The organism is Bremerella sp. JC817, from assembly GCF_040718835.1.
GTDB lineage: Bacteria > Planctomycetota > Planctomycetia > Pirellulales > Pirellulaceae > Bremerella.
In genome coordinates this window covers 608367-633860 of sequence record NZ_JBFEFG010000267.1, presented here as the reverse complement: position 1 = coordinate 633860, position 25494 = coordinate 608367, and the positions used below count along the sequence as shown (strand labels likewise).

Here is a 25494-nt window from a genome sequence, read left to right as displayed (position 1 = left end):
GATGAATTATCTCGGAAGACAGGCCAAAATGTCAGAAAGTCGTGTGAGGGTTACATCAGGGTGTATTGGCAACATTCGAGCGTCATCCTTCCGCAGCCTCAGGCTGCGCTGGTCTCCTGCGAAGAGAGCAGTTTTCATGCCAACTTGGGCCGCTGGTTGAACGTCGTTCAGCATGTCGTTGCCAACATACAAAATATGACACACGTCGATTCCCTGGTCGGATAAACTCCGCGCAGCGGCTGAATAAAGGTCGGTCCCAGGCTTGGCAACGCGATGCTCGTACGAGAAAAAACAGTTCTCCGGGGGGAATCCATTTTCCTCAAGTGGCGATTGCAGGAACGTTTCCACGATTTTTGGCGTAAAGAACTGGGCGTTACTGATGATTCCCAAGCGATAGCCCCGCTGGTGCAGCGTCCCCAGAACCTCGCTGAAATCAGGCATTGGCCAGGTAGGATTCACCCTGGTTTCAAACTCGACAGCGAATCGCTTCACGTCGAAATCGGGGGGGACTTCGATCTGCTGGGAAGCGATGGCGGCATCAAAAATTTTTTGCCAGATTTCCTCGATCACGACCTCGGGATAAGAAGTGCCTCTTTTGGTGGCAACTTCGTGATCACCTTTGATGGCGGCGTACAGTCGCGCGATCAATTCATCTGCGGGAACCTTGCTGGTGATTCCGCAGGCACCAAGTGCTGCTTCCAAAGCACTTCCTTTGGTCATGTTCATCGCGGTGCCGACGTCGCCGCTGCCGCTAACCAGCAGCGTTCCGTAAACATCGAACAAGATCGCCTGGATATCAGGAAGAACCTTCAGGTCGGCAGAGAGTTCCGTCGGAATTGGTTCCAGGGGCTGACAATTACGCTGCAAGATATCCGAGAGCCAGTTCATCCGTTTTCCAATCGCACTGGCTGAAATCGTTTGATGTCGACCAGTTGTCGCAAGATCTTATTGGCCCCGTTGAACGAAGAGACAGGGCCAGGGTTCAGTTTCTTCAGCAATTCGTAACGCTCCCGCAATCGTTGACCGGTCCCCTTCAGGCCGAACTTTGTCAACACGATTTGCGAGTTGATTTGAATCGTCGCGTCGAAGTTCACGTTCTCTTCGGTGAGCGGACGCATCACGTGAGCGTTCTCTTGTACGATTGCCGCGGCGAGCTCCGGATCGCTGGCGACTTGCCGGATCACTTCGGTTTGCGCTTCGACCGTCAGCAGGGCGAAGTCGATCCAGTCTTCCGCCAGGCGTTCGTCCAGCTTCTGCTCGAAGTCTTCCAGGTCGGGCTCTTCCTGACCGAAGTCGACGAGTACCTGGCTGAACAGTTCCCGCATTCGCGTCCGATAGTTTGATTCCGAAAAGACCATGCGTCCGTCGATTGGACAGCGTTTGGGGATCCACATCGCGGCCGACAAACTATCAAGCCGCAGGCCTGCTTCTTTGAAATCGGCGGAAATCTCGGGCAGATCGCGACCAATCAGTAGGTTCTCGCTCAGCCACGCTTCCAGAAATACGAGACCAAATCCCTCGGCAACGCTGGTGTTGATAATCGCGTCGGCCGCGGCCAGGTTCTCGAGATAAGTCAGACCACCTTCGCCGCCGACATTAAACTTGCAAGGCAGCTTTAACTCTTCGGCGAGTGCCTTCCATTTTTCATAAGGCTTCAGTTCCACCGGATTGACCGGGGCGAGCGTGATCGCGAAAGTTGCCGGACCTGGCGTGAGCGCGGACCAAAGCAGCATCTCGCCGACGTTCTTGCGGCGGATCCCACGCACGGGATACAGCACGTAGCATTCGTTTGACTTAACTCCGAACGTATCAGCTAGTTTTTTGCGAACATCGGATCGATGTGGCAAAGCGGGGAATGGATCGACCGGGTTGGGAAGCCAGGCCAGCTTGGCTTCGTCGAGGCCTGCGTGATGCAGCAGTTCGCGGTCGCGAGAATTCAATACGGCGTAGTGGACGTGCGGTGCCTGGAAGTAAACGCCAGCCATGCCGCTTCCCTTTTCGGCATAGAACTCGACCTGGCGGCGATAGTTATCGGGGCGAAAGTCTTCGGCAAAATCGTGCAACTGCAGCAGCATGCGGTAGCCGTCGTTCGCCAGGTGGGCGAGTGCTTTCGGCCAGGCGACATTCTTCCCGAGCGTGTGATTGTGCACATGCAGGATGGTTTCATCCGGCGTTAGATCGAGCCGCTGAAGCGATTCGCTGGTGGCGGTGTAAGGATCGGGGCTGCCTGCGGGAACGACCGAGTCGTAATCGATGCTCGGAACGACTTCCAGCTGGACGTCTTCCAGAGCAGGCTCGGAGGCCTCAGGCCAGCCAGTCTTCCGACCGCCGTAAAGTACCACAATACGGTCGAACGCCTCAGTAGCACCAGCTTCATGCAGGGCTCGCAGGTGATTTAAGATCACCTGGGTGACGCCGCCGCGATTCAGGTGGTGGTGCACGATTACCAGGTTCATCGCGATCCTTCGATTTCCGGCTGGCCAACAAATCTCGGCAGAGCATTCTCGGCTGCCCTGTCGACTGTTAAGCTAGACGTGGAGGCCAAGAGAATCAAGCCGGGCCCCCCTTCTCTGCCCTAACAGGAAAACGAAAACTCCATGAGCGACGACGTGGAAAGCCTGCTCGCTTCCCTTTCTGAGGGGAATCAGGATGCGGCAGAAAAGCTGTTGCCGGTTCTTTATCAGGAACTGAAGGGGATCGCCAGTCAGCATATGCGCAACGAAAGGGCCGACCATACGCTGCAAGCTACGGCCCTGGTGCACGAAGCTTTTCTGAAGCTGGTCGATCAAAATCGAGTGCAGTGGAAGGGAAAGGCGCATTTCTGTGCGGTCGCCTCGAACATCATGCGTCGGATTCTGGTCGATCACGCACGCACCAAAAACGCCGCCAAGCGTGGCAAAGGTGCCCAGCGAATCACGCTGGAAGAAGGGCTCGTCGCGGGCGACCCGCAGGGGAATGTCGATCTGGTCGAACTGGATGAGCTGCTGACCGAACTGGCCAAGCTGAACCCTCGCCACGCCAAGATCATCGAAATGCGATATTTCGCAGGCATGACCGTGGAAGAAACGGCAGCCGCACTGGACGTTTCGGTTTCGACCGTCAAAGGCGACTGGCGATTGGCCAAGGCCTGGTTGATGTCTCGCTTGGAAGGTGGATCGTCCGCCACGGAAGGTTAAGACCGACGACGCATGACTCCGGAAGATTATCAACGACTGTGCGAGGCGTTCGAGCAAGCCTTGCTGCTGCCAGAAGAAAATCGCGATCGCTGGTTAGACTCTCACTTCGCCGATCGATCTGACTTGGCGAACGAACTTCGCAGCATGTTGGCGGCCGATGACAACTCGGCTCTGGATAACTCGCCAGTTCACCAGCATTTGAAGGTCGACGATCTGACACCGGCCACGGTCGATCTGGATGCGGATCCCGAAAGGACTCGCTCCACGAAGCGGAAGCTCGACACGATCGACACGCTGCCCGGCTACGAACTTCTGCAAGAGCTGGGGCGAGGGGGCATGGGGGTGGTCTTCAAAGCTCGGCAATTATCGCCTGACCGCACGGTCGCGGTGAAGATGATTTTGTCGGGCCAGTTTGCTTCGGCTCTCGAAATTCAACGTTTCCGCGCTGAAGCTGAGGCCGCCGCGAACCTCGCACATGCCGGGATCGTGCCGATCTATGAAGTGGGGCACCATCAAGGACGGCACTTCTTTTCGATGGGCTATATCGAAGGACGGAGCCTGGCCGACGTCATCCGCCAAGGAGGCATGAGTCCCGAAGCCATCGCGGAATTGACGCTGAAGATTGCCTCGGCAATGGCGCACGCCCATGCGGTCGGGATCGTTCATCGTGACTTGAAGCCATCCAATATCTTGATCGATGCGGAGGGAAACCCACACGTCACCGACTTTGGTCTGGCGAAACGGATGGATGGCAATTCCGAAATGACCTACTCCGGGCAGATCCTGGGCTCGCCTGGCTACATGGCCCCAGAGCAGGCCGCCGGTCGCAACGATCAGATCAATCACGCCACCGATATTTATGGCCTGGGTGCGATCTTATACGCACTTCTGACCGGCAAGCCACCCTTCTCTGGCAATAACATCCTGGACGCGATCGATCAGATTTGTACGGCGAATCCGGTTCCGCCGCGCAAGTTGAACTGGCACGCTCCTCGGGCACTTGAAACGATCTGTCTGAAGTGCATGCACAAATCCCCTGCCGCACGGTATCGCTGCATGAAAGACGTTGCCGAGGACCTCGCGGCGTTTCTCCGGCACGAGCCGATCCGAGCCAAGCCGTTGGGGATCGGCGAACGGATTGTCTATTGGGCTCGTCGCAAGCCAGGCCTGGCCAGCACATTGGCCTGCGTGATTTTGTTTTTCAGCTATCACGCGATCAGCTCTTACATTTTGCAAGAGCCAATCTCGGCGAGGCCTTGGTTCCGCATCGCTTCGGTTGGTTTCGCGATTGCCTTCTCCGCGGCGGCTTGGTTTTTTCAGCGAATGTATGAACGTCCCAGCACCCGGAATGTGGCGATCTATTCGTGGATGACCTGGAACTTCGTGCTGCTGACGGGGCTGCTGTTCCTGGTGCATGGTGCGGCCAGCCCGTTGTCGCTGGTCTATCTATTGCTGGTCGCGGCGAGCGCGACGCTTTACGAGAAAGGCCTGGTCGGCTACACGATGACGCTGGCCGGGATTGGTTATATGACGCATGTGATCGTCGGGGCAACGTTGCGGCCAGTGGCGTTTGTTGACTTCTATCACGCGACCTGCATGATGTTGTCGATCGTAATCCTGGGGATGATTCAGTACTTTGTCGTGCGGCGAATTCGTCGCACGCTGGATGAAGGTTAGGCATCGCAGCGCACAAAAAAAGCAGGCCTTCCTCAATTGAGAAAGGCCTGCGTGTTGGCTGCGGTTTTGCGTGAAGCAGTTTAGCTTCCGCCCACCACGGTGTACTGAGCCGTTGAATCACTCGGCTTGGTGACGACTGCTCGGAAGGTGTCCCCTTCCAGCTTTCGCTTGTCCAAGCGGAACGTGATCTTGTGACGTCCGGGCAGAACATCGGCCACGATCGGTTCGCTGCCGTTGAACTCGTCGTCGATAATCCAAACGGTCACGCCAGCGGTCTGGCTCATCTTGACCGCGACCTTCCCGGCGTCGACCACTTCGATTTCCGCTTGAAGGAAAAGGATCGGGCTTTCGATCTCGGCAAGGTCAGCCAGAGGAAGCTTGCCGTTCACCTTGCCGTATACCGGCATCCAAGCGTCTTCGCCCAGGCCAAGAATCTGCGATTCAAATTCGCCGGTCGAAGGATTGGCTTCGCCTTGCAGGCCTTCGGGAACTTCCTTCAGCACGCGCCATCGCTGGATGGTTGGCTCGCTGCGGATACCATACGGACCTGGCTTGCCCAGTTCCGCGACGTAGCGAACCAGGTCGAGAAATTCCTCTTCGGTCAGGAAGTTCGCCAGGCCTTTCGGCATGAGTGAGCCTCCTTCTTTTTCGAGATCGATATCGTCGGCCGGAATGATCAGCTCTTTGCCGTTGGCATCTTTCAGCACAACACGATCGTCGTTCTCGTCGACGACAACGCCTTGGTGCATCTTGCCGTCGTAGTCGACAATCGTCTTCATGATGTACGCCTCTTTCACTGCCATCTCTGGGAAGAGGATCGAGTTGATCACGTAGTCGACCGGGCTTGTCGCTCCGACAGGACTTAGGTCCGGACCGATCTGGCCCCCAGCGCCACTGATTGCATGGCACTTCAAGCAGCTCAGTTCTTTGCGGCGGAAGATGTCTTCGCCCCGGGCCGGATCCCCCTTCTCCAAAACCTTGGCGACGAGCGACTGAAGCTGTTCGTCGGTCAGCGGGTCCGGATTGTTATCGATTCCGGCTGCGGTGCTCAGCACATCGACCAGCGAGGCATCGGAACGCCCGACCGAGTACATCTGACGAAGGCACATCTTCGCAACGTCGCCATCGAGCATCTTGTCCTTCAGTGCCGCGGCCAACGCATCGGGGCCTTTCGTATCCGCGAGGAAGGCATCGATCATGTCGGCTGGGTCGGTGGACGTATCGGCGGAGGCCAGCACTTCGGCCGCGGCTTGGGCTGCCTGTTGAATGTCGATATTGGTCAACGCGGCAACACCAACGTAGCGGATTGAAAGCGGCTGGTTGGCGTCGGTCAGCTTGGCGACCGTCGCGGCCGTTTGATCGCTGCCCGTTTCGATAAGCGAGTCAATCGCCAACCGGCGGAGCTTCAGCGGCTGATCGTTGGCTAGGGCAATCGCAGCGAGGGTATCGGCGGTGGCTTGAACTTTCCAGAGCCCTGCCAGCTGGATACCGAGCGTCTTGAGCGTTGGATCTTCGCTGCTGATCATGCCGCTGATGGCGGACAGATCGCCAGCCGGAACCAGGTTGCGGCTTTCGCTCGCCTTCTTCAGGGCACTAAGAGCTTCCAACTTCAACTGTGGATTGAAGCCATCGGCCTTGGTGGTTTCCTGAAACAAGATACCGAGATTCTCTTCGTTGCCACGTTCGGCAATCATGCCGATCACCGTGCCGACGCGGGAATCGGGCAGCTTGCCACTTTGAAGCAGGCGTACCATCGCGTCGGTTGCTCCTTGAGCGAACGCCGCCTCAGGCATGGCCACTACAAGCGTCGCGGCAATTAAGAGGCCAGGGAAGATCCATCGATTCAACATGGTGGAGTGTTTCATCGGAAGTTGAGTTCCATCGAAAAAAAGAGTCATCCTCTCGATTGAGGATGACTCGGAATGGGTTAGCTAATCAAACCGCAGACTTAGTCCTTCTTGGCACGCTTGTCGAGCGTCTCGAGCGTTTCCTTGAAGGTGTACTCGAGGTACTCGTCCTGGTCGTGGACCAGCGACTGCAGTGCGATTTCCTGGGCTCGTTCGACGTCGCTTCCTTCGAAGAAGCTCAACGCACGAATCGCTTCCAAACGGACGCGTGGGTTTTCGTCGTTGACTTGAACTTCCAGCAGGTCGAGGGCGCCTGGGACACGATCACGCCAGTAGCAAAGCACGCGTGTGGCAGCGGCACGAGCACGGAAGTCACTGTCGGTTAGCACTCGCTTCAGCAGGTCGGCGTCGACCAGGTCGAGGTTTTGCTTGACCCACAAGGCTTCCAGCAGGTGATGGCTGTAGTTGGGATCGTTCTTGTCGAGTTCGGCCAGCCAGCCTTCGAGGGCAGCGGAAACTTCCTTGCCGTCGTGGCTACGCAGTTCGCGGCGAACGCGATAACGGGTGCGATACTCGGGTTCCTTCAGCAGGTCCAGCAGCTCGGTCACCGAGGCATCGGCGATCTTCGGTTCTTTGACCAGATCGTTGCCGGTGTAACGAATACGCCAGATACGACCATGATGCTTGTCACGCTTCGGATCACGCAGCGAGTGTTGCATGTGACCGACCAGTGGGTTGTACCAGTCGACAATGTAAAGCGCTCCGTCCGGGCCGAACTGAATGTCGACCGGGCGGAAACTGGTGTCTTCCGAAACGAGCAGTGGATCGACCGGGTCGGCATGGAAACCGCTTCCTTCGTCCTTCATCTTGTACTGCAAAATCCCCTGGAAACCGATGCAGTTGTTCAGCAGGTAGTTGCCCTGAGCTGACTCTGGGAAGTTGCGGCTCGAAACGATTTCGCAACCAGCGGTCGGACGCCACTGCTTGGTGAGGAACTGCTTCAAACGACCATGCTTCTGTGGGTAAACCACGTCGCCGCTGAATGCCGCACCAAAGTAGTTGGCACCACCGGAAGCGTCGGCCACAAAGTTCTGGCCCCAGTCATCAAACGTATGGCCCCATGGATTGGCAAAGCCGTACGAAACGAAGATGTCGAGCTTCTCGGTCGACGGTTCGTAGCGGAAGATGCCAGCATTGGCGACGCGCTCTGGACCGTAAGGGGTTTCGACCTGCGAATGGTGGAAGGTCCCTTCCTGGAAGTACAAATCGCCGCCTGGGCCCCAGGTGAACGCACTGATCGAGTGATGCGAGTCAGCCGTGTCGAAACCGTGCAGGATCAGCGATCGTTCGTCCGCCTTGTCGTCGCCATCTTTGTCGGCGAGGAACATCAGGTTAGGTTGCTGGGCGACATAAGCACCCCCGTCACCCAGTTCGATACCGGTCGGAACGTGCAGGCCATCGGCGAAGACGATTTGCTTGTCTGCCTTGCCATCTTTGTCGGTGTCTTCCAGGATTAACACCTTGTCGTCCGGAGGCGTACCTGGCAGGTACATCGGGTAGCTTTCCATCGTGGTGACCCACAAGCGACCCTTGGAATCGAATGCCATTTGAACTGGGTTTTCCAGATCGGGGAATTCGACTTCCGAGGCAAACAGGTTGATCTCGTAGCCTTCCGGCAGCTTGAAGGTTTTCGCTTCGGCTTCCGGGCTGAAGATATCGACCGGACGGTTCACGTTGGTCTCGACCTGGGTGAAGTCGCCGGTGTTGCTATCGTCGATCTCAGCAGGAACCGTTTCGCCGTTGGCAACCTTCCAGATCCGCTGATCGCGGTTCTCGATCATCTTCCGCAGCTTGGCGAATTCGGCAGGAAAGTTGACCACGCCGAACGGATTCTTTCGGCCACCATAGATGTAGTAACCATTGACCGCGCGGTGATCGTAGAAGAACTGCAGGTCCTTCTCTTTCACTTCGGGATAGAGCTTAGCCAGGTCGCACTTGTAGGCTGGGGCAGGGCCGAAGAGGGCTTCGTCCAGAACCTTGCCAAAGACCTGGTAACCTTCGTCATTCAAGTGAATGCCGTTGATCGTCAGATCGTCGTTGCCAGCCATTGGGTCGAGCATCGGTGCATAGACATCCGCGAAGACGACATTATGCTTGTCGGCCAGTTTCTTCATGCTCTCGGTGTAGAGGGCGATGTTGTCGTTGTTGGCTTTGCCATCCGGCAGAAACCGCGAGTGCAAATCTTCGTGCGGGATTGGCGAAACCAGAACCAGCGTCGGGCTCTTGCCGTCGTACTTGGTGTTCTTGGTATCGTTGATAAACTTTTCCAGTTCCGACTCAAATTTCGCCAGGCCTTCTTTAGCGGCGAACGATTCGTTGAAACCGAAGAATGCCATGATCACGTCGGGCTTGTGATCGTCCAGACGCGTGGCGTGATCGTTGAAGTCTTTGCTGCGAGGACGCAGGTCCAATTCGTCGGCCGACCAGCCGAGGTCGCGAACCGTGAGGTTCAACTGGGGGAAACGTGCCTGAAGACGCGTTTCAAAGTGAGGGAAATACTGCATCCGTTCGGCCAGCGTATTCCCGATATAAACGATCTTGTCTCCCTTCTTCAGTTCCAGCTTGGCAGCCGCTTCCACTGAAGAGGAATGGATCAGCGACATACACAGACCCAAGAGGAGGGCCGCGGTACACGTTGGTCGAATCATGACGTTCCTGTGATGTACGGGTAACAGAGATTGGGGCGTTATCTAACGGGTGGGAAATCGAAGAGCGGGGCCGGTAAGGAGGCCCGTGACTTCGCCAGCGAAGCGAGGTAGGAAATTCGCAGTGGCCAGGACCTAGCCTGAGTGGGCGGCTCGGTGGCCATAGGCCTTCCGATTATAACCCGCTCGCCGCAACGGTTGGAAGTTTTGATGAGGATTTCGACTTTGTCCGTTTCCGACATCTTAGAACGATTCGGACAAGAGTGCGGGAATCGGCGGCGTTATTTGGTCGATGCGTGGGGCTAGTGGTTTCGGCGAGGGCAAATCTCAAGATGCGTTTTTCAGGGGCTGAAGGGGTGGTAACGGACCTACCGAACCGATGCCGGGGGGCCAGCGAAGGCCGGACGCGTTGCGTGCACACGTAAGATGCGGAGCACTTCGCACACCGTACCAGCGTCTCGGTTGAGATGGGTGTGCTGCGTATTGACCATGATTTCAGTCTGCACGCCTGGGAGGCGAGCGCTCGAAACCGGCACGACACCATCGCTGCGACCATCATGCACCGACCACCAACCGGAACCCAGGATGGTATGGCTGGGAACCTCCGGAGCAATCGGCAAGCGATAGATGCCCTTCAACAGCAAACTGTCGGGATTGATCAAGTCGAGGCTGATCGGAACGCGATGGCGGAACTCTTTGCGGAAGGCGGCCGGGTTGTCGTCGATCAGTTCTTTGTGGGCCTCTTGCAAACACGAATCTTGATGCACCAGCTTCGCGCTGAAGTGGCCGACCGAACTGGAAGTGTGCGACGTCCCTTGATGCGGCGTACCAATAAAGACCAGGCGACCTACATGCGGCGAATGGGTGAAGTAGAACTGTCGCCGGAGATATTCATTCATCTTCGGTGTGGTGTCGAGCGTGTTGAGCGGCTGGAACGCGGTATGTTCCCACAGCACGTTGCCACTGTCGGTTGCCTGAAGCTTGGCGAGGAGTCCCCCCATGCTATGACCGACCAGGACGACATTTCGCAGTTCGCGATCGAAGCCGCTCGGATCCATCTCCATGATGATCTGATCGAGTTGTTCACGCAGGACCGCCGCGGTCTCCAGGAACGGAGCCCCGGTCGGATAATAGAATCCCCACACTTCGTAACGGGAAGCAAGGTCTGGATTGCTGTCGATCTCGTTGGCGATGCCTGCCCAGGTGTACGGAGCCGAAAGCAGTCCATGCACGAAGATCACCGGGATCTTACCTTTGCGGTGCGGCTCGAGAATGAACAAGCCGCGGTCGTCCAGGTTTCGGCTCGGATGCAATGCGGCCAACTTCGATTCGCCACGCGTTTCGCTCAGCATGTAGGCATACGGCGCGGTGGTATCTTTCGCTAGCGGGACCTGGCGGCACTTGAATTCAACATCGCCGGTGAAACGTGGATCGTAAAGTTCCAGCTTCGCCACGATTTGCTCGACGTGGGTTCCATCTGGAACGGTTGCTTCCGTCGTCGCATCGTAGAGGCAGACTTCGCTTTCCGGACGCAAGATACCTGTCACTGCGAACGGGACTTCCGCTGGATACCATTTGTCCGCCTTCTTCCGGTCACGAATCGCCACCATTGGCACACCAAGCCCTGGCTGGCGATGCTTGGTGAGCAGGTATTTCGATTGGTAGTCACCCACGATCTGCCAGTGATCGAAGTCTTCAGCCGTGCGTTGGAAGTTGGCGTACTCGAATTCCACAATGCGATAGCCGCCGTTGACCGGCAGCTTGATACCGACTTGCTTGTCGATCATGCCGGTGCGATCGGCAATGAAGATTAGACGCGCGATCGAGCTGTGATAAACTTCCCAGGCCCGCGATGTCCCTTTGCTCGTTTGCGGTTGAGGCGGGACAAGTTCCATGTAGCGATAGGCTGAGATCGCCGCATCGAGATACATGTTCATCGCCGACTCGTCGTGCAGTTTGTCGGCATCGATGGCCATCGCGTAGTACGACTCGGCTTGGCGAAGCTGGATATCGGCAGGCTCCGATTGAGGAACTTCCTCGGTCAGCTCCGGCATGTAAAGGAACTCGCCCTCTTGCAGATCGCTCTTAAAGAACTCGGGGCCAGGTTCGAGCGGTTCGCCAATATATTGTGGGCCAATGCCAGAAACCGGTGGTCGACCGATGTCTTCGCCGGAGTATGGGATGCTGTTGGGCATCTGCGTACCGGTGGTGACCGGTTGGCTGAGGACCGCTTCTGAATTGGGGCTGTTCGTGTTCAGCTTACGCGGCGGGGCGGCGACTTCTTCTTCCTCGAAAGCACAAAGCTGAATAAAAGAGGCAACCGGACGGGCATCGTCGAGTTGATCGGCAGCTTCTTCGTAAGCTTCGATCGAAGTCATATCGCACGGACGCCAACCCAGGCCGCATGGATATTGCGATTTGGGATGGGCTTCGAGACACGGCGCGACAATGTCAGGCTCTTTCCATCGCCCTCGTTTACACCACGCACAGCCGGAGGCGATTTGGAGCATCGCAATCAGCGCGCACAGAGTCGCAATTGTCGGCTTCCAGCGGACCACGAGATTCGCTTCCTGCAGTGTTGAGAATGGGGAGTTGCCATGCGAGCCTCCGTGGCTAGCGATCGGCAGTCAGCGAAGTCCAATCCAGATTTCGCCGCAAAAGATTACCTCACCCCAAAGGTCCGCGCAGCCAAATGTCTCAGCGCAAGCAGGAAAAATCCCCGGCTGCGGTTCGAGTCGTAGCGGTCGCTCTGGTTATCGGGAGTTCAATCCCGATTAGGTGCCTGCCTGCGAGGCCTGGCGTGGGAACAAAGCCGACTGCCAGCGTGCGGCGCGGTCGATATGTTGCTGGACAATATTGCACAGTTCTTCCCGCTTGATGGGCTTCAGCAGGAAGTCGGAAGCACCATTTTCGATTGCTTCGGTGACATGAATCCAGTTGGAATGGCCAGTCAAAAAGACGACCTGGGTCCAGGCATTTCGGTGCTTGGCGAACAACAACATGTCCATTCCGTTGATATCAGGCATTTCGATATCGCTGATCAGCAGGTCACAGCAGTTGGACGAGATCCATCGCTTCGCTTCGTGCACGTCAGTAAAGTCGTGCAGGTCAAGTTCGTTGCTGAATGCTCCACGCAGGATTGTCTTCACCAAGCGCACGATGCCCGGGTCGTCGTCGAGAATGACAGTCTTCAGCGAGCGGCTCGTCATGGCGAGAAATCCTAAATGCACAGAGAATGGATGTAACGGAAAGCTATTCTTGGGAAGCGTAGGTTACAATTCCGATGCCGGGTTAGCTTGATGCGGGTGTCCGTGAAGCTTCGGCGTCCCCCAAAAATATGGAGTACCAGTTTTATGGATAACATCGATCTTGTGGCCGTGCGTACGTGCCAGAGTCACGAAGAGGCCACCATTATTAAGAGTGCTCTGGAAGAAGAAGGTATTCCTTGCGCACTTGATAACGACCATCAGGGTGGCCTGACCGGCGTGCTGGCGATCCGGATTCTGGTTCCTGCCGACCGAAAAGAAGATGCCGCTGCCTTCCTGGGCAAGCATCACGAGAGATAAACGTCTCGACCGTCAATCGAGAATGGCTTGAATGGCAGCGGCAACTTCGGTCACGGCCGAATCGATGTCGTTGCCATCGAGCCAGAGTCTTGGGCCTCGCACCCTATCTTCGACTTTCTGGGCGAGGTTCTCCTGCAGCAGTTCTCGCTGTGGGCCATCCCACCACGTGCCTTCCGCTTCTGAGAAGGTATCGTCGGGGCGTTTCCAGAACACCACCAGTCGCGCGCCAGTCGTCTCTTGTGAAGGGCAAACCAGGTCGGGGGCGATGACCTCGGAGGTTGCCTGCCACCAGGGAACAATTCGGACGGCATGGCCTGGGGGTAAGTTACTCCATTCCGATCCGCGATCCGCGATCGATCGAAGTGTTCCTTCGAGCGTCGCGTCTTCTTTTAGGTTCGCCCACAGATCGTTAGGGTGCGAAACGACGTCGTCGCCAAGTTCCGCCGCGACGCGTTCGCACAAAACGTGCAAAACGGGACCAGGCAGCGAAGCGATCTCGACGAGCGGCGGCGCGCTTTGCAGTTGCTGCCAAAGCTCGCCGATCGATGCGTGGAGCGTTGGGTGGACCATCTCGGCGGCGACTTCCGCGGATGGCTGCATCACGAACTTGCGAAAGCTCATCCGAGGATGTGGCACCGTCAGGCTTGGCGTCGCGATGACCTGGTCGTCGTAGAGAAGCAAGTCGAGATCGAGCTTGCGGGCACCCCAGCGTTGCTTTCGCACGCGTCCATGCTGTTGTTCGATGTCGATCAGCTTCTGATGGACTTGATCGGGTGAAAGCTCGGTCGCCAGCTTGGCGGCGGCATTCAAGAAGTCAGGCTGGCCAGCGGGGCCGCCAACCGGTTTGGTTACCAGCAGTTCGCTGCGTTGCAGCAAGGTGAAAGCTGGATCAGCTGCCAACTGGTCAATCGCCTCGAGCAGCGTTTCGCCGCGATCCCCAAGGTTCGCGCCCAAGGCAATCAGGATCGTGGGCACGTCGGCTCTGCTTTAATGAACGGGGGAGCGAGAGAAATGAGAACCAACTTTCCGACGATGTGTCACACTAAAAAGCAAGAAGGGATATCCATAAAACAGGCCCGAAGGTCTGTCGCGGTCGCTCCAGTCGGTCGTCGCCCTTCAAGTTTTTAGTGGGAGAGTTTGCCAACCTTTGAGTGGCAAATCCGTTTGCCGGAAAGCAATGCTCTCGCACATATCGTGACCTCTCTCCGACGAGATCTTCTCGCTGGCCAGCCCTTTCGTCGTTGTTGCTTTCCCGGCGCGCAGACCTTCCGTAGGGAAGTCTGTTTTTCTAGCCAGGAACCGGTTGGTCAGAACGACCAAATTGCAACAAATGACACGAGTTTTGGCGAGGAGGAGAGGTGATTAAGACGCGATTAGCGTCCCTTGGTTCCAATCAACATAGGGACTAATTTTGCGAAGCGAGCACGAGTTGTCAAGCAACCATGGGAATCTTTTTTCGACATTGCGGTTCCTACTCGAAAACCACCGAGGAAAAAACTTTTTCGATCCTCGTCGATAACGTGCGTCGATAAATGGTATGCAATAACTTGTGAATAAGTTGTGTGCAAGTCATGAGCTATCGAAGCGTTAATCGTCTAAGAGTCGTTCAGGGCACGCAGCAAGTCATTCGAACGTCAAGCGGTTCTACGCAAGGCGACGATGCGTCAAGGCGGGCAACTCGGAGCGAATCCTACGTAGCTTAGCGAGATCAATCTCGGCTAAAATGATCCCTGGTTCGCGCGACGATCCGCGTGCCAGGACCTCGCCCCATGGATCGATGATCATCGAGTTCCCGTAGCACTGGATCGAGTCGGCATACAGCCCGCATTGATTTGCGGCGATTACGTAGATCTGGTTTTCGATGGCACGGGCTCGCGCAAGAATTTCCCAGTGAGCCTGGCCCGTCTTGTCCGTAAATGCGGCTGGCAAAACACAGATCTGCATCCCGTCTTCTGTCAGGTGCCGAAACACTTCGGGGAACCGTAAGTCGTAGCAGATCGCCTGGCCTACGTGCCCCAGCGGTGTCGCGGATACCGAAAGCTGCGATCCGGCACGAACATGTTCCGATTCCATCACCGTGACATCAGGCAGGCGGATATCGAAGCAATGGATCTTGTCGTACGTGGATAAAGTTTGCCCATGAGGACCAAAGACGAGGCTTCGATTTACCACCTTATTGGGATCGTTGCTGGCCTCGATCGCGATACTTCCAGCACACAGCACCAATTGATGCTTGATTGCCAGCTGCCGCATCCGTTCGAGTGTCCCTCCGTCCATGGTTTCCGCGTTTTTTCGCAGTTCGGTGACCTTTCCCAGGAAGGGGAAAAGCTCGGGCAAGACGACCAGTTTGGCTCCCTGTTGGGCCGCTTCGGCGATCAATGATTCCGCTTGTTCCAGATTGGCCGATTTTTCCGCGCCCGAAGACATCTGAATCGCAGCTGCGACGAAAGGGGGGATCATGAAGAACATCTCCTAGGTTTCGTTTTCTTCGGCCAGTGCACTATACTTGAAGGCGGACTTGGGCGGTCGCTGTGGCCATCAGCGGGTTCGTGCAACCATCTTCTCGGAATTACCCGAACACCAAATGAGCATCCATTCCGATAACGAGCAGTTCGAGTTGTCGCACGTACAGCAGGCCTTACTGGAGACCTCTTTGGACGATTCGCGTCGCGTTGAGTTGTTGCAGCAGTTGCTGGGGGAAGCCGCATGTTACCGGCTGGCGATCTACGAGATCCCGCTCGACTTCGTGCTGTCGGTGGTGATTCCCATCTTCAACGAAGTGAACTCGCTGCAACAGGTTATTGCAGCAGTTCGGCAGTGCGGTTTCAAGTGTGAAATCATCCTGGTCGACGATGGAAGCACCGACGGAACACGCGACCTGCTGGAATCGCTCCGTGGTCAATCCGACTTGAAGATCATTCTCCACGAGAAAAACCAGGGCAAGGGTGCCGCCTTGGCAACTGGTTTCAAGGAAGCGACTGGCGACGCCGTGATCATCCAGGATGCCGATCTGGAATACACGCCGAAAGATTATCGCGTCTTGTTACAGCCGATCATCTGTGAAGGGGTCGACGCCGTTTACGGCAGTCGCTTCATCACCGGACATCGTAATGTGCCGCGCGTCCGACATTATCTGGCCAACAAGTTGGTGACCATGTGGTCGAACTTGTTCACAAATCTGTTGCTGACCGACATGGAAACCTGTTACAAGGTGTTCCGTCGCGAAGTCATCCAGGAAATTGCCCCCACCCTTCGCGAAAAGCGATTTGGTGTTGAACCCGAAATCACTGCCAAGCTGGCTCGTCGCAAGGGTCTGCGAATCCGCGAAGTACCGATCCGTTACTTTCCTCGCACGTTCGAGGAAGGTAAGAAGATCGGCTGGAAGGATGGGATCCGGGCATTGTGGTGTGCGATTCGTTACTAACAGCTCTCCCCTCCCACTCCCCTTCCCCGCCCCATGAATGATGCCCCGTCTTCGGAGATTGGTTCGTCTCCCGTCGATCCCAATCTCTTCAAGAAGACGCAGCGCGCTACGCGACTGACCATGATCGGTCAGATCGCCGGCCAGGTGATCTCGCTAATTGTTCTGGCCGAAATGTACCGATTGGTTGATCCGGTCGAGTTCGGCCTGCTGGGAATGTTCATGCCGATCTTACTACTGGTCCGTTCGTTCGGATCACTAGGCATGGACATCGCGACTGTTCAAAAACGGAATCTTACCGACGAACAGTCGTCGACGTTGTTCTGGTACCAGGTCATCACCGGCGTAATCCTCGTCGTTGTGTTGGCTGGGCTCAGTCCGCTGCTTTCCTATTGGTTTCATGCCGAACGGCTGTTGCCGGTGGGCATCGCCTTGTCGGGCACCGCCCTGCTCTACAACTCGTACTCGCAGCACAAATCACTTGCCGAAAAAAAACTGCGATTCGGTCGGCTGACCATCGTGCGCCTGCTTTCGCTGGTGATCAGTGGTGGCCTGGGGATTGTGGCCGCGTGGTTCGACTATGGCGTGTGGGCGTTGGTGATTCAGCAGTACGCCGAATTGATCGTTCTGAACATCGGCTTCTGGGCGATCGAGCCTTGGCGACCCGGTCGAAGGGCTCACTTCTCGGAAGTTCGCAATCTGCTGCAGTTCAGCGGGTTCTATACCCTCAGCGGTTTGTTCTTCGCGTTCGGTCAGAATCTCGACAAGATCTTGCTGGGCGTGTTGATGGGTGGCACCAACGTCGGTCACGAATGGATCGGGTACTATACCCAGGCCTACAACCAGATGATTCGCCCAGTCTATTTGTTGACGTCGCCGGTCACTGCGGCCATGTTGCCTGCGCTTTCGCACGCGCGTGGCAATACCGAAGTATTCACGCGTTTGACCGGCAACTTCTATCGCATGGTGGGCATCATGCTCGCACCATGTTCGATCGGTATGTTTCTGGTGGGCGAGCGATTGATGCCGGTGCTCGGTGGTGACGAGTGGATCGAGTCTGGCGAGCTGCTGGCGGTGATGGGTCTGATGATTCTGGCGCAAGCGTGGATCAACATCTCTGGCAGTTTAATGAGCGCCGCTGGACGGGCCGATATGCTTGCCGTCGGTGCTTTCGGAACGCTGATTTCGTTGGGGGCGGCTTGCTGGTTCGCTCTGGCAACCATCGGTTCCGATCCATACGCTGTGACGCTTGAACTCGCCTTGGCGATGTCATTGGCGACGATCTTGATGTGCGGTCCTTATCTCTACTTCTGCTTCCACTTTGCCGGGATCGACGCCAGGGCGATCTTCTGGAAGCTAGTGCCCGCGATTGGTGCCTCGTTGTTGATGGGGCTGGTGGTGTCGCTCGTAGGCTATGCCGAAAGCTTTGTGCCTCAGGCCGTGGTCCTGGTCAAACAGGTCGTGGTGGGCGTGGTCGCTTACATGCTGTTCGCGCGAAGCGAGATTACCTGGCTGTGGCGGCAACTGCGTGGATTGAGCGCGGACGAAGACATCCACACCGTCATTGATTGAGCGTCGGCGTTTCTAGAAGCTGCCCAGGATCGAATCGCCTCGAAACTTCGGTCGAGCCAACACCATCTGACTGACGCCGATCTGACGTTCATGAAATCCTGCTTCGCAGTAGGCAAGATAGTATTCCCACATCCGCAGGAAGTAGTCGTCCATGCCAAGCTTGCGAATGCGGGGCATGTTCTCGAAGAAGTTCATTCGCCAATCGGCCAGCGTGCGAGCATAGTGAGGACCGAAGTCTTCGGTATGCAAAATTCGCAGATCCGACTTGTTCGCGATCGATCGAGACAGCAAGTGGTAAGACGGCAAGAAACCGCCAGGGAAGATGTACTTCTGGATGAAGTCGACACCGCGCGAGTAACTTTCGACACGTTCGTCCGGAATCGTGATCACTTGTAGAGCCATCGTCCCCTCAGGCTTCAGCAGCGAGGCACATTTCTGGAAGTAAGTGTCGAGATAATCTCGCCCGACCGCTTCGATCATCTCGATGCTGACGACATGATCGAACTGCCCAGTAAGATCACGATAGTCCGACTTGAGCAGCGTGATCTGGTCGTCGAGACCAGCGGCTTTAAATCGCTTGCGAGCGAACTCGTGTTGTTGCTCCGAAATGGTGGTCGTCGTCACGTGACAGCCATAATGCTTCGCGGCGAACTCCGCGAAGCCTCCCCAGCCCGTGCCAATCTCCAGGACGTGACTCCCTGGTTTGATATCAAGTTTCCGGCAAATGCGATCAAGCTTCGCAAGGGATGCCTCCGCCAACGGCGTCTGCTCGTTGCGGTAAATAGCCGAAGAGTACATCATCGACTCGTCCAGCATCAGACCGAAAAACTCGTTGCTCAAGTCGTAATGGGCCGCGATGTTCTTGCGGCTGCCAGACTTTGAGTTACGAGTCTGCCACTGCTGAAGCTTCCGCCACGGACCGAGCCAGAACGACGTTCGTTTCTCGATTCCTTTGAGTGACTCCAGATTGCGAGCCATGATTCGCAGCAGTGCGGTCAGGTCACTGCAAACCCACTTTCCGTCCAGGTAAGCTTCCGCAGCGGCGAGCGTGCCCCCGAAAATCATGCGGCGATAAACACGCAGGTCATCGATCCGCACCACTGCCCGCAGTTCGACATCGCTGCTCGGCCCGAATTGATGCTGCCCCAGTGGGTCGACGATCAGGACGTGCCCGGCATCAATTTGTGAGAGAGCCTGATGAAGTAGTCGGCGGCACTGCCGCGAAACCCAACAATGAAGCCCTGCCGCCACCTTGGCTTTCATGCCGCTGGCAGGCCGAATCGATGCTTGAAGTGCAATTTCGCCTACAGCGGTTTGGTCGCCGGGGCAGCCATTTTGCTGCCGGATTGTTTTCGCGGGTGAGGATAGATGGGACATCGTTTCCACCAAAGTTTCCAGGCTTCCAAGTAGATTGCCGCGACGACCTTCAGGCTCATAGCAGGCACACTAGGTATGAACCGTCGAGTACCCCGGGGTGCTAACAGCTTTTTTTCTAAATCCATCCCAGCCCCAAAGATGGGACGCCCGGCGTCGATGTTCTCGAGCCCCACTGAAAGGCGCTCGCCGAACGAGCGAAACGTCCAGCGATATCGTTGATCCATCGGCATGAAGGGGGAGACATGCATCTGCTTGGGATGCTCGCAGGTCCAAGCCTGTTTCTCATCGTTCCAACTCGGCTCGAGGAGATAGGCGTGCTGCTCGCCCCACGGGATATTGTTCACTTCGGCGATGATCTGCGAAGGTGCCGCCGTTGGTGTTTTGCCTTCGATCAGAAACAAGTTCAGCGGGCTGAAGTAATAGCCGAAGTTCCGAAGCTGCGTGAGCAAGCGAATGGACCCCTCGGGCCGCTTACCCGATTGCTGCTCGACAAATTGCCGCACACGAGTATCGAGGCTTCCGGAAAGATGTCGGAGATGCACATCACGAGGAAACGAAACCCCGGCCCAGCGATGATCACTTAGCAGTCGATTCGGACCGACAATTTGATCGAGTTCGGCCAGATCGAAACAGGCCATCGTTATCCGATACCGGAAGTGATGAGGGACCGGCGTATGTCGCGAGTGTGTGACAAGTCCTTCGTAGAGGCAGCTTCGCATGCGTCGAGGTTCTTTCCAAAATAGGCGGCGACCGCCAAAGCACTCTTCACGCCATCTTCGTGGAAGCCATACCCACACCAGGCACCACAGAAGTACGTATTCCGCTTCCCTTGAATCTCAGGCAGACGCTGCTGCGCCGCAAAGGAATGACGGTTATAGGCTGGATGATCGTACTTGAGCGTCTTCAAGATCATCGAAGGATCAATCCGATCGGTAATATTCAAACTGAGCAGGATCGGCCGCGGAGAATCGACGTTCTGCAAACGCGATAGGTCGTACGTAACGCTGGCGGTCGTCTGATGATTGGCCGGCAGGAAATAGTTCCAGCTTGCCCAAGCATGTTGATGCGTCGGCAGCAAGCTGGTGTCGGTGTGCAGAACGGCTTCGTTGGGCTGATAAGGGAAGTGCGACAGAAGCTCGCACTCGGCCTCGGTCGGCTCGTCGAGCATCCGCAGAGATTGATCGGCATGCGTCGCCAGGATGACCTGATCGAAGGTCTCGGTCACGTCGTGAGATGTCGTGATTATCACTTGATCGTCGGTGCGGCGGATCGATTCGACGGGCGAGCTCAAACGCACGCGATCGACCAGCGGTGCGATCAGCTTCTGCACGTACTGCTTCGATCCCCCCACGATCGTTCGCCACTGGGGACGATTGCGAATGGCCATCAGGCCGTGATTATCACAAAAGCCGAGAAAGAATTCGGCGGGAAAGTCAAGGATTTGTTCGGGATCGGACGACCAAATGGCGGCAGCCATCGGGACGAGATACTTCTCGCGAAACATCGTGCCGACCCGGCAGCGTTCGAGAAATTGCCCGACCGTTTCGTTCGGCTGGATGGCGTTCTCTGCGACTGCTTTCGTCCCATGATGATTGAATCGCAGAATGTCCCGCAGCATGGTCCAGTAACGAAGGGAAGTGAGATTTCGCCAGCTTGGAAAGAGGCCTCTCAGGCTACTGCCCTGATATTCGAGACCACTTTGCTCGCAGCGAACGCTGAAGCTCATATCGCTCTTCTGCGACTCGACTCCCAGCATGTCGAGCATGCGGCAGAAGTTCGGATAAGTTCGATCGTTGAACACCATGAAGCCGGTGTCGACGTCGTAGGGCTTACCATCCAGTTCGCACGTGACGGTGTTGCTGTGCCCGCCTGGGTAGTCGGCCGCCTCGAACAAGGTGACCTCGTGGTCGGCGTGTAAAAGCCTTGCGACCAGATTTCCGCTGATGCCACCTCCAACCACAGCAATTCGCTGACGACGCATCGACGAGCTCCTAAGGAGTTGGGGAATGACTATGAACCGGCGAGGACGACGACTTCGATTCCGGTGGCCAAGGGAAGAAGGCACTCGTACGGCGAATGTAATCGGCGTACTCGGGGCGACGGTTCGGGATCCGTTTCTCGAGGTGGGCGACGCCAGAGAACCACAGCAGGCAGAACGTCATCAGCGCCGGACCGATCACGGTCCACCATGCCGATTCATCGACCGACACCACCAGAATGTAGTAGCCCCACCAGAGCACACAGTCTCCGAAGTAATTCGGATGCCGTGTGTAGCGCCACAATCCCTGATCAAGCACCTTGCCTTTGTTCGATGGATCGCTCTTGAAGCGAGACAGTTGCCAGTCGCCGATCGATTCGAAGGCGAGACCGATCATCCACAATCCAATGCCCAGCACCGAGAGGGCCGTGAATGAGCCTTCCAATGTTGGCATAATTTGGAGAGGCAAAGAAACGATCCACATGATCGTCCCCTGGAGGCCGTAAACGACCACCAGGCTGAAGAGAGCGAAGTTCCGACCGGGCTTCTCTCGCATCTCGCGGTAGCGAGAATCTTCCCCCTTGCCGATGTTGCGCCAGGCTAAGTAGCCAGCCAGACGGCAGCCCCACAGGGTGACCATACCGACCAGGATCCACGCCAGAAGGCTCGGGGCTGCTGCATTCAAGACCGAGCTCCAGGCGATCACCACGAAGCCGAAGCCCCAAAAGATGTCGACGATACTGGCATCCTTCAGGACCAGACTCAGCAGCCATAGCAGCACCATGCAGCCCAGCACGATGCCGGCGTTGGTCAGAAGTAAGGTGCTGAAGTCCATGAAAAAAGCCGCGGTCCCGTATCAGGAAGAAAAAGGCCTGATGTCGGAAACCGCAGCTTTTGGACGCGATTAACGGGCGGAACGGAAGTTTTTAGCCCGCTTTCTTTTCGGAAATCCAGCGATCGACCTGCCGTTCCAGAATCGGGAGCGGGAGAGCACCGCTATCGAGAACCACGTTATGGAACTCGCGAAGATCGAAATCTTCCCCCAGTTCCGTTTCGGCCTTGGCTCGCAGCTGCTTGATTTTCAGCTCGCCAATCTTGTAGCCCAGGGCCTGGCCTGGCCAGACGATATAGCGATCGATCTCGACGGCAACTTCCAGGTCGCTCTTGCCGCTGTTTTCTTTAAAGAACTTGATGGCCTGGGCTCGGCTCCAACCCATGTTGTGGATGCCGGTATCGACCACCAGGCGGCAAGCTCGCCACATCTCGAAGGTAAGCTGGCCGAACTTGTCGTAAGGGGTCTGGTAAAAGCCCATCTCTTCCCCCAGCGACTCGGCGTACAAAGCCCAACCTTCAACATACGCGGTGAAGTGCCCATGACGTCGGAAGTTTGGCAGGTCGGTAAGTTCCTGGGCGCGAGCGATCTGCAGGTGGTGACCTGGGACCGCTTCATGCAGTGTCAACGCTTCCATTTCATACTTCGGACGGCTGTCCAATGCGTAGGTGTTCGCCATGAAGAAACCGGCTCGGGCCGCTTCCGGTGCACCAGGGTAGTACCGTGCCGAAGTCTGGTTTGGCGCTTCATAGTCCGGGAAGGCCTTCACACCGTAGGGAAGCCGAGGCAGTTCAACGAACAGCTTGGGCAGTTCCGCATCGACTCGCTTGGCAATGTCGCGGTAGCCAATCAACAGGTCGTTGGGGTCGGTGTAATAGAACTGCGGATCAGTCTTCAGGAATTTGATGAAGTCGTCGAAGTCCCCTTCGAAGCCAGACTCGCGAATGACCTTCTCCATCTCGCCCCGGATTCGCTTCACTTCGCTCATGCCGATCTCGTGAATCTCTTCCGGACTTAGATCGGTCGTCGTCGAAGCGCGGCAGCGGAAGGCGTAGTACTGCTTGCCGTTGGGAAGCGCCGAAGCACCAATGATCTCGGCGGCGTTCGGAAGGTATTCGTCTTCCAGGAACGCCTTAAATTTCAGCAGCGCTGGGAAGACTTGATTGGCGATCGCTTCTTTACCCGCCTTCTTCAGGCGAGCCTGGTCTTCGGCTGATATCGAATCGGGGAAGTCTTCGAAAGGATCGAACAGCGGGCTGTCGGTAGCGTCGGCCAAGACCTGACCACTGATCTGGCGAGGGATACTGCCCAGCGGACCAGGCGGCTGGACCCAGCGTTTTTCCAGCCCTTCCTTCAGCAGGTCGACGTTCTGCTGGAGGAAGTTCGGATACTTATTCAATCGCGAAAGATAGTTCTCGTAATCTTTGACGGTCTTGAACGGCATGTTCGTCGCCGTTTGGGCCATCATGAACTGAGGACCATCGAGCTGATCGACCGCCAGGAGTTCGCTCGGGTACTTCTCGCCATCGATCGAGCGACGCAGGTCGTACTCGAACAGTTCGTACGACAACAGGTCCTCGCCGGTCAGTTGGCTGGCGTCGATCGTTTGCAGCTTCTCCAGCATTTCGTGCGGGTGCTGTTTCCGTTTGTCGATCGCTTCTCGCGAAAGGTCGGTCCAGCGATCGTTGCCGCGAGGATCCCCCAGCCATGTCCCCATGGTGGGATGATTATCGAGCTGCCACTCCCAGTCTTCGTCGAACAAGGCGTGGAGTTGTTTGGAGGCGGAGTTATCTTCCGCAAAGGCAGCCGCCGGAGCGAACACGCTCAAGGCGATCAAAGAAAGAGCCAGCAGGCGAAGCGACGACATGGGAATTCCTTGCGTGGAACCAAACGCGAGTAAGGCAGACCAGGGGCAAGGTCTATTCTGAACGACGGTCGGGCGGTCGCCAACCAGTGAGAATGTACAAAATCACGAATCGTTGTCTGAAAAATACTGGACAGTCCCCAGCGATTCGATCGCTTCGCCGATTCTAGACAGGGCCACCGCATACGCGGCTGTCCGCATGTCGATCTTCTTTTCGACCATCCAGTCGTAGATGTGATTGAACTCTTGTCGCATCATGGCGTGCAGCCGCTGCTGGACTTCTTCGAGGCTCCAATAAAACCCTTGCTGGTTCTGGACCCACTCGAAGTAACTGACAGTCACACCCCCTGCGTTGGCCAGGATGTCGGGGATCACCAGTTTCTCATTTTCGTTGAGAATCTCGTCGGCCTCGCCGGTGGTTGGACCGTTGGCCACTTCCACGATCACCGGGGCCGTAATCCGCTGGGCGTTCTCGGCCGTGATCACATTTTCCAGCGCCGCTGGTATCAGCAGGTCGACGTCAAGTTCCAGAAGCTGCTCGTTGGTGATGGTCTTCGCCTCAACTGCTTCGCAAACCGAGCCGGTGCAATAAACCGCCTGAAGCCGCCGCGACTCGTTTTTGATTTGAATCAAGCTCGGGATATCGAATCCGCCAGGCTTGTAGATCCCGCCGCGCGAATCACTGACGGCGACCACCTGGTATCCATCGGCATGCAGAAGTCGCGCGATACTTTGCCCGGCGTTGCCGAAGCCCTGGACGGCGACCCGCGTTTGCTTCGGAACCCAATCCCGCTTCTTAGCGAGCTCTTGAATGCAGTAGTAAGCTCCGCGGCCCGTAGCGTCGTCGCGTCCCTGGCTGCCACCCAGTGGGATCGGCTTGCCGGTAATCACGCCTGGGGTGCGGCGACGATGGATCTTCGAATACTCGTCCATCATCCACCCCATGATCATGGCATTGGTATACATGTCAGGGGCTGGGATATCGGTGTCGGGGCCGATGAAGTCGGCGACTTGTTCGATGAACCCGCGCGAGAGCCGCTCGAGCTCCATTCGCGAAAGTTCTTTCGCGTTCACGCAGATGCCACCTTTCGCGCCGCCATAAGGAATGTTCATCACGGCGCATTTAAAGGTCATCCAGAACGCCAGCGCTTTCACTTCGGCGATGTCGACACTCGGTGAGTATCGCAGACCACCTTTCGTGGGCCCGCGTGTGTCGTCGTGACGCACACGATAACCGCTGAAGACTCGCAGCGATCCGTCATCCATGCGAAGCGGGATCGAGACTTGCAGAATCTGCTTGGGGTGCTTCAGGCGCTCGAGCGCTTCGGCATCGATCTCGGCAAACTGGAAAGCCTTATCCAGCCGGGCGATCGCTCCTTCGAAAAGGTCAGGACTCGTAGAGGCGTTCATGGTGGGGTTCCTCACGGCGCGATGGGAGAGAGGTGTCTCAACGGCAGATCGGGAGAATGCCGCGAGTGG

Annotated in this window: 19 protein-coding genes; 5 read left to right on the top strand and 14 right to left on the bottom strand. The window is 56.6% G+C overall.

All coding sequences use genetic code 11. The features are described from left to right. Nucleotides 1-6: 6 nt before the first annotated feature. Together AB1L30_RS11305 and AB1L30_RS11300 are read right to left on the bottom strand one after the other, a co-directional pair. Nucleotides 7-888 carry an HAD family hydrolase gene (locus AB1L30_RS11305; RefSeq protein WP_367013525.1) on the bottom strand — a complete coding sequence of 294 codons (882 nt, stop codon included), beginning with the start codon at nt 886-888 and terminating at the stop codon, nt 7-9. Continuing rightward, the gene (locus AB1L30_RS11300) at nt 885-2456 is read right to left on the bottom strand and encodes a hypothetical protein (RefSeq protein WP_367013524.1); all 1572 of its coding nucleotides are present in this window, start codon (nt 2454-2456) and stop codon (nt 885-887) included. Before AB1L30_RS11300 ends, AB1L30_RS11305 begins: the two co-directional genes overlap by 4 nt. A gap of 141 nt (nt 2457-2597) precedes the next feature. Between AB1L30_RS11300 and AB1L30_RS11295 the strand changes: the two genes are divergently transcribed. Together AB1L30_RS11295 and AB1L30_RS11290 are read left to right on the top strand one after the other, a co-directional pair. Then, nucleotides 2598-3176 carry a sigma-70 family RNA polymerase sigma factor gene (locus AB1L30_RS11295; protein WP_367013523.1) on the top strand — a complete coding sequence of 193 codons (579 nt, stop codon included), beginning with the start codon at nt 2598-2600 and terminating at the stop codon, nt 3174-3176. Nucleotides 3177-3188: 12 nt separating this feature from the next. Next, nucleotides 3189-4853, top strand: a complete 1665-nt coding sequence (locus tag AB1L30_RS11290) for a serine/threonine-protein kinase (protein ID WP_367013522.1) — start codon at nt 3189-3191, stop codon at nt 4851-4853. 80 nt (nt 4854-4933) lie between these two features. Here the strand turns inward: AB1L30_RS11290 and AB1L30_RS11285 are convergent, their stop codons facing one another. The 4 genes from AB1L30_RS11285 to AB1L30_RS11270 form a co-directional block, all read right to left on the bottom strand. Further along, a complete protein-coding gene (locus tag AB1L30_RS11285) occupies nt 4934-6718 on the bottom strand; it encodes a hypothetical protein (protein WP_367013521.1) in 1785 nt (594 codons plus the stop codon). Between the two features lie 83 nt (nt 6719-6801). After that, on the bottom strand, nt 6802-9408 hold the full coding sequence (locus AB1L30_RS11280; protein ID WP_367013520.1) for a PVC-type heme-binding CxxCH protein: 2607 nt from the start codon (nt 9406-9408) through the stop codon (nt 6802-6804). A 365-nt stretch (nt 9409-9773) separates the two neighbouring features. Beyond that, entirely contained in the window at nt 9774-11783 is a 2010-nt protein-coding gene (locus AB1L30_RS11275) for an alpha/beta fold hydrolase (RefSeq protein ID WP_367013519.1), read from the bottom strand. Nucleotides 11784-12179: 396 nt separating this feature from the next. Continuing rightward, nucleotides 12180-12614 (bottom strand): response regulator, encoded by a 435-nt coding sequence (locus AB1L30_RS11270; protein ID WP_367013518.1) that lies wholly within the window; start codon nt 12612-12614, stop codon nt 12180-12182. A 144-nt stretch (nt 12615-12758) separates the two neighbouring features. Between AB1L30_RS11270 and AB1L30_RS11265 the strand changes: the two genes are divergently transcribed. Further along, the gene (locus AB1L30_RS11265) at nt 12759-12971 is read left to right on the top strand and encodes a DUF2007 domain-containing protein (protein WP_367013517.1); all 213 of its coding nucleotides are present in this window, start codon (nt 12759-12761) and stop codon (nt 12969-12971) included. Between the two features lie 12 nt (nt 12972-12983). Here AB1L30_RS11265 and folK read toward each other — a convergent pair whose 3' ends face one another. Next, nucleotides 12984-13946 carry a 2-amino-4-hydroxy-6-hydroxymethyldihydropteridine diphosphokinase gene (gene folK / locus AB1L30_RS11260; protein WP_367013516.1) on the bottom strand — a complete coding sequence of 321 codons (963 nt, stop codon included), beginning with the start codon at nt 13944-13946 and terminating at the stop codon, nt 12984-12986. Nucleotides 13947-14615: 669 nt separating this feature from the next. Next, nucleotides 14616-15431, bottom strand: coding sequence for a carbon-nitrogen hydrolase family protein (locus AB1L30_RS11255; RefSeq protein WP_367013515.1), 816 nt, complete (start codon nt 15429-15431; stop codon nt 14616-14618). A 124-nt stretch (nt 15432-15555) separates the two neighbouring features. On the opposite strand from AB1L30_RS11255, the gene AB1L30_RS11250 reads away from it, so the two are divergent. Further along, nucleotides 15556-16395 (top strand): glycosyltransferase family 2 protein, encoded by an 840-nt coding sequence (locus tag AB1L30_RS11250; RefSeq protein ID WP_367013514.1) that lies wholly within the window; start codon nt 15556-15558, stop codon nt 16393-16395. Between the two features lie 33 nt (nt 16396-16428). Next, a complete protein-coding gene (locus AB1L30_RS11245; RefSeq protein ID WP_367013512.1) occupies nt 16429-17964 on the top strand; it encodes a lipopolysaccharide biosynthesis protein in 1536 nt (511 codons plus the stop codon). Nucleotides 17965-17976: 12 nt separating this feature from the next. Here the strand turns inward: AB1L30_RS11245 and AB1L30_RS11240 are convergent, their stop codons facing one another. The 6 genes from AB1L30_RS11240 to AB1L30_RS11215 form a co-directional block, all read right to left on the bottom strand. After that, a complete protein-coding gene (locus tag AB1L30_RS11240) occupies nt 17977-19341 on the bottom strand; it encodes a cyclopropane-fatty-acyl-phospholipid synthase family protein (protein ID WP_367013511.1) in 1365 nt (454 codons plus the stop codon). Next, nucleotides 19269-20060: a DUF1365 domain-containing protein gene (locus AB1L30_RS11235; protein ID WP_367013510.1), complete on the bottom strand. Its 792-nt coding sequence runs from the start codon at nt 20058-20060 to the stop codon at nt 19269-19271. The genes AB1L30_RS11240 and AB1L30_RS11235 overlap by 73 nt, the downstream gene beginning before the upstream one ends. Continuing rightward, nucleotides 19982-21322, bottom strand: coding sequence for an FAD-dependent oxidoreductase (locus tag AB1L30_RS11230; protein WP_367013509.1), 1341 nt, complete (start codon nt 21320-21322; stop codon nt 19982-19984). Before AB1L30_RS11230 ends, AB1L30_RS11235 begins: the two co-directional genes overlap by 79 nt. Before the next feature lie 10 nt (nt 21323-21332). Beyond that, nucleotides 21333-22154, bottom strand: a complete 822-nt coding sequence (locus AB1L30_RS11225; protein ID WP_367013508.1) for a DUF1295 domain-containing protein — start codon at nt 22152-22154, stop codon at nt 21333-21335. A 91-nt stretch (nt 22155-22245) separates the two neighbouring features. Then, the gene (locus tag AB1L30_RS11220) at nt 22246-24018 is read right to left on the bottom strand and encodes a DUF885 domain-containing protein (protein ID WP_367013507.1); all 1773 of its coding nucleotides are present in this window, start codon (nt 24016-24018) and stop codon (nt 22246-22248) included. A gap of 102 nt (nt 24019-24120) precedes the next feature. Continuing rightward, entirely contained in the window at nt 24121-25425 is a 1305-nt protein-coding gene (locus AB1L30_RS11215; protein WP_367013506.1) for a Glu/Leu/Phe/Val dehydrogenase, read from the bottom strand. Nucleotides 25426-25494 lie beyond the last annotated feature (69 nt).

Coding starts and splice junctions, on each gene's coding strand:
- AB1L30_RS11305 (WP_367013525.1), bottom strand. CDS start 888: ATGAACTGGCTCTCGGATATCTTGCAGCGTAATTGTCAGCCCCTGGAA.
- AB1L30_RS11300 (WP_367013524.1), bottom strand. CDS start 2,456: ATGAACCTGGTAATCGTGCACCACCACCTGAATCGCGGCGGCGTCACC.
- AB1L30_RS11295 (WP_367013523.1), top strand. CDS start 2,598: ATGAGCGACGACGTGGAAAGCCTGCTCGCTTCCCTTTCTGAGGGGAAT.
- AB1L30_RS11290 (WP_367013522.1), top strand. CDS start 3,189: ATGACTCCGGAAGATTATCAACGACTGTGCGAGGCGTTCGAGCAAGCC.
- AB1L30_RS11285 (WP_367013521.1), bottom strand. CDS start 6,718: ATGAAACACTCCACCATGTTGAATCGATGGATCTTCCCTGGCCTCTTA.
- AB1L30_RS11280 (WP_367013520.1), bottom strand. CDS start 9,408: ATGATTCGACCAACGTGTACCGCGGCCCTCCTCTTGGGTCTGTGTATG.
- AB1L30_RS11275 (WP_367013519.1), bottom strand. CDS start 11,783: ATGACTTCGATCGAAGCTTACGAAGAAGCTGCCGATCAACTCGACGAT.
- AB1L30_RS11270 (WP_367013518.1), bottom strand. CDS start 12,614: ATGACGAGCCGCTCGCTGAAGACTGTCATTCTCGACGACGACCCGGGC.
- AB1L30_RS11265 (WP_367013517.1), top strand. CDS start 12,759: ATGGATAACATCGATCTTGTGGCCGTGCGTACGTGCCAGAGTCACGAA.
- AB1L30_RS11255 (WP_367013515.1), bottom strand. CDS start 15,431: ATGATCCCCCCTTTCGTCGCAGCTGCGATTCAGATGTCTTCGGGCGCG.
- AB1L30_RS11250 (WP_367013514.1), top strand. CDS start 15,556: ATGAGCATCCATTCCGATAACGAGCAGTTCGAGTTGTCGCACGTACAG.
- AB1L30_RS11245 (WP_367013512.1), top strand. CDS start 16,429: ATGAATGATGCCCCGTCTTCGGAGATTGGTTCGTCTCCCGTCGATCCC.
- AB1L30_RS11240 (WP_367013511.1), bottom strand. CDS start 19,341: ATGTCCCATCTATCCTCACCCGCGAAAACAATCCGGCAGCAAAATGGC.
- AB1L30_RS11235 (WP_367013510.1), bottom strand. CDS start 20,060: ATGCGAAGCTGCCTCTACGAAGGACTTGTCACACACTCGCGACATACG.
- AB1L30_RS11230 (WP_367013509.1), bottom strand. CDS start 21,322: ATGCGTCGTCAGCGAATTGCTGTGGTTGGAGGTGGCATCAGCGGAAAT.
- AB1L30_RS11225 (WP_367013508.1), bottom strand. CDS start 22,154: ATGGACTTCAGCACCTTACTTCTGACCAACGCCGGCATCGTGCTGGGC.
- AB1L30_RS11220 (WP_367013507.1), bottom strand. CDS start 24,018: ATGTCGTCGCTTCGCCTGCTGGCTCTTTCTTTGATCGCCTTGAGCGTG.
- AB1L30_RS11215 (WP_367013506.1), bottom strand. CDS start 25,425: ATGAACGCCTCTACGAGTCCTGACCTTTTCGAAGGAGCGATCGCCCGG.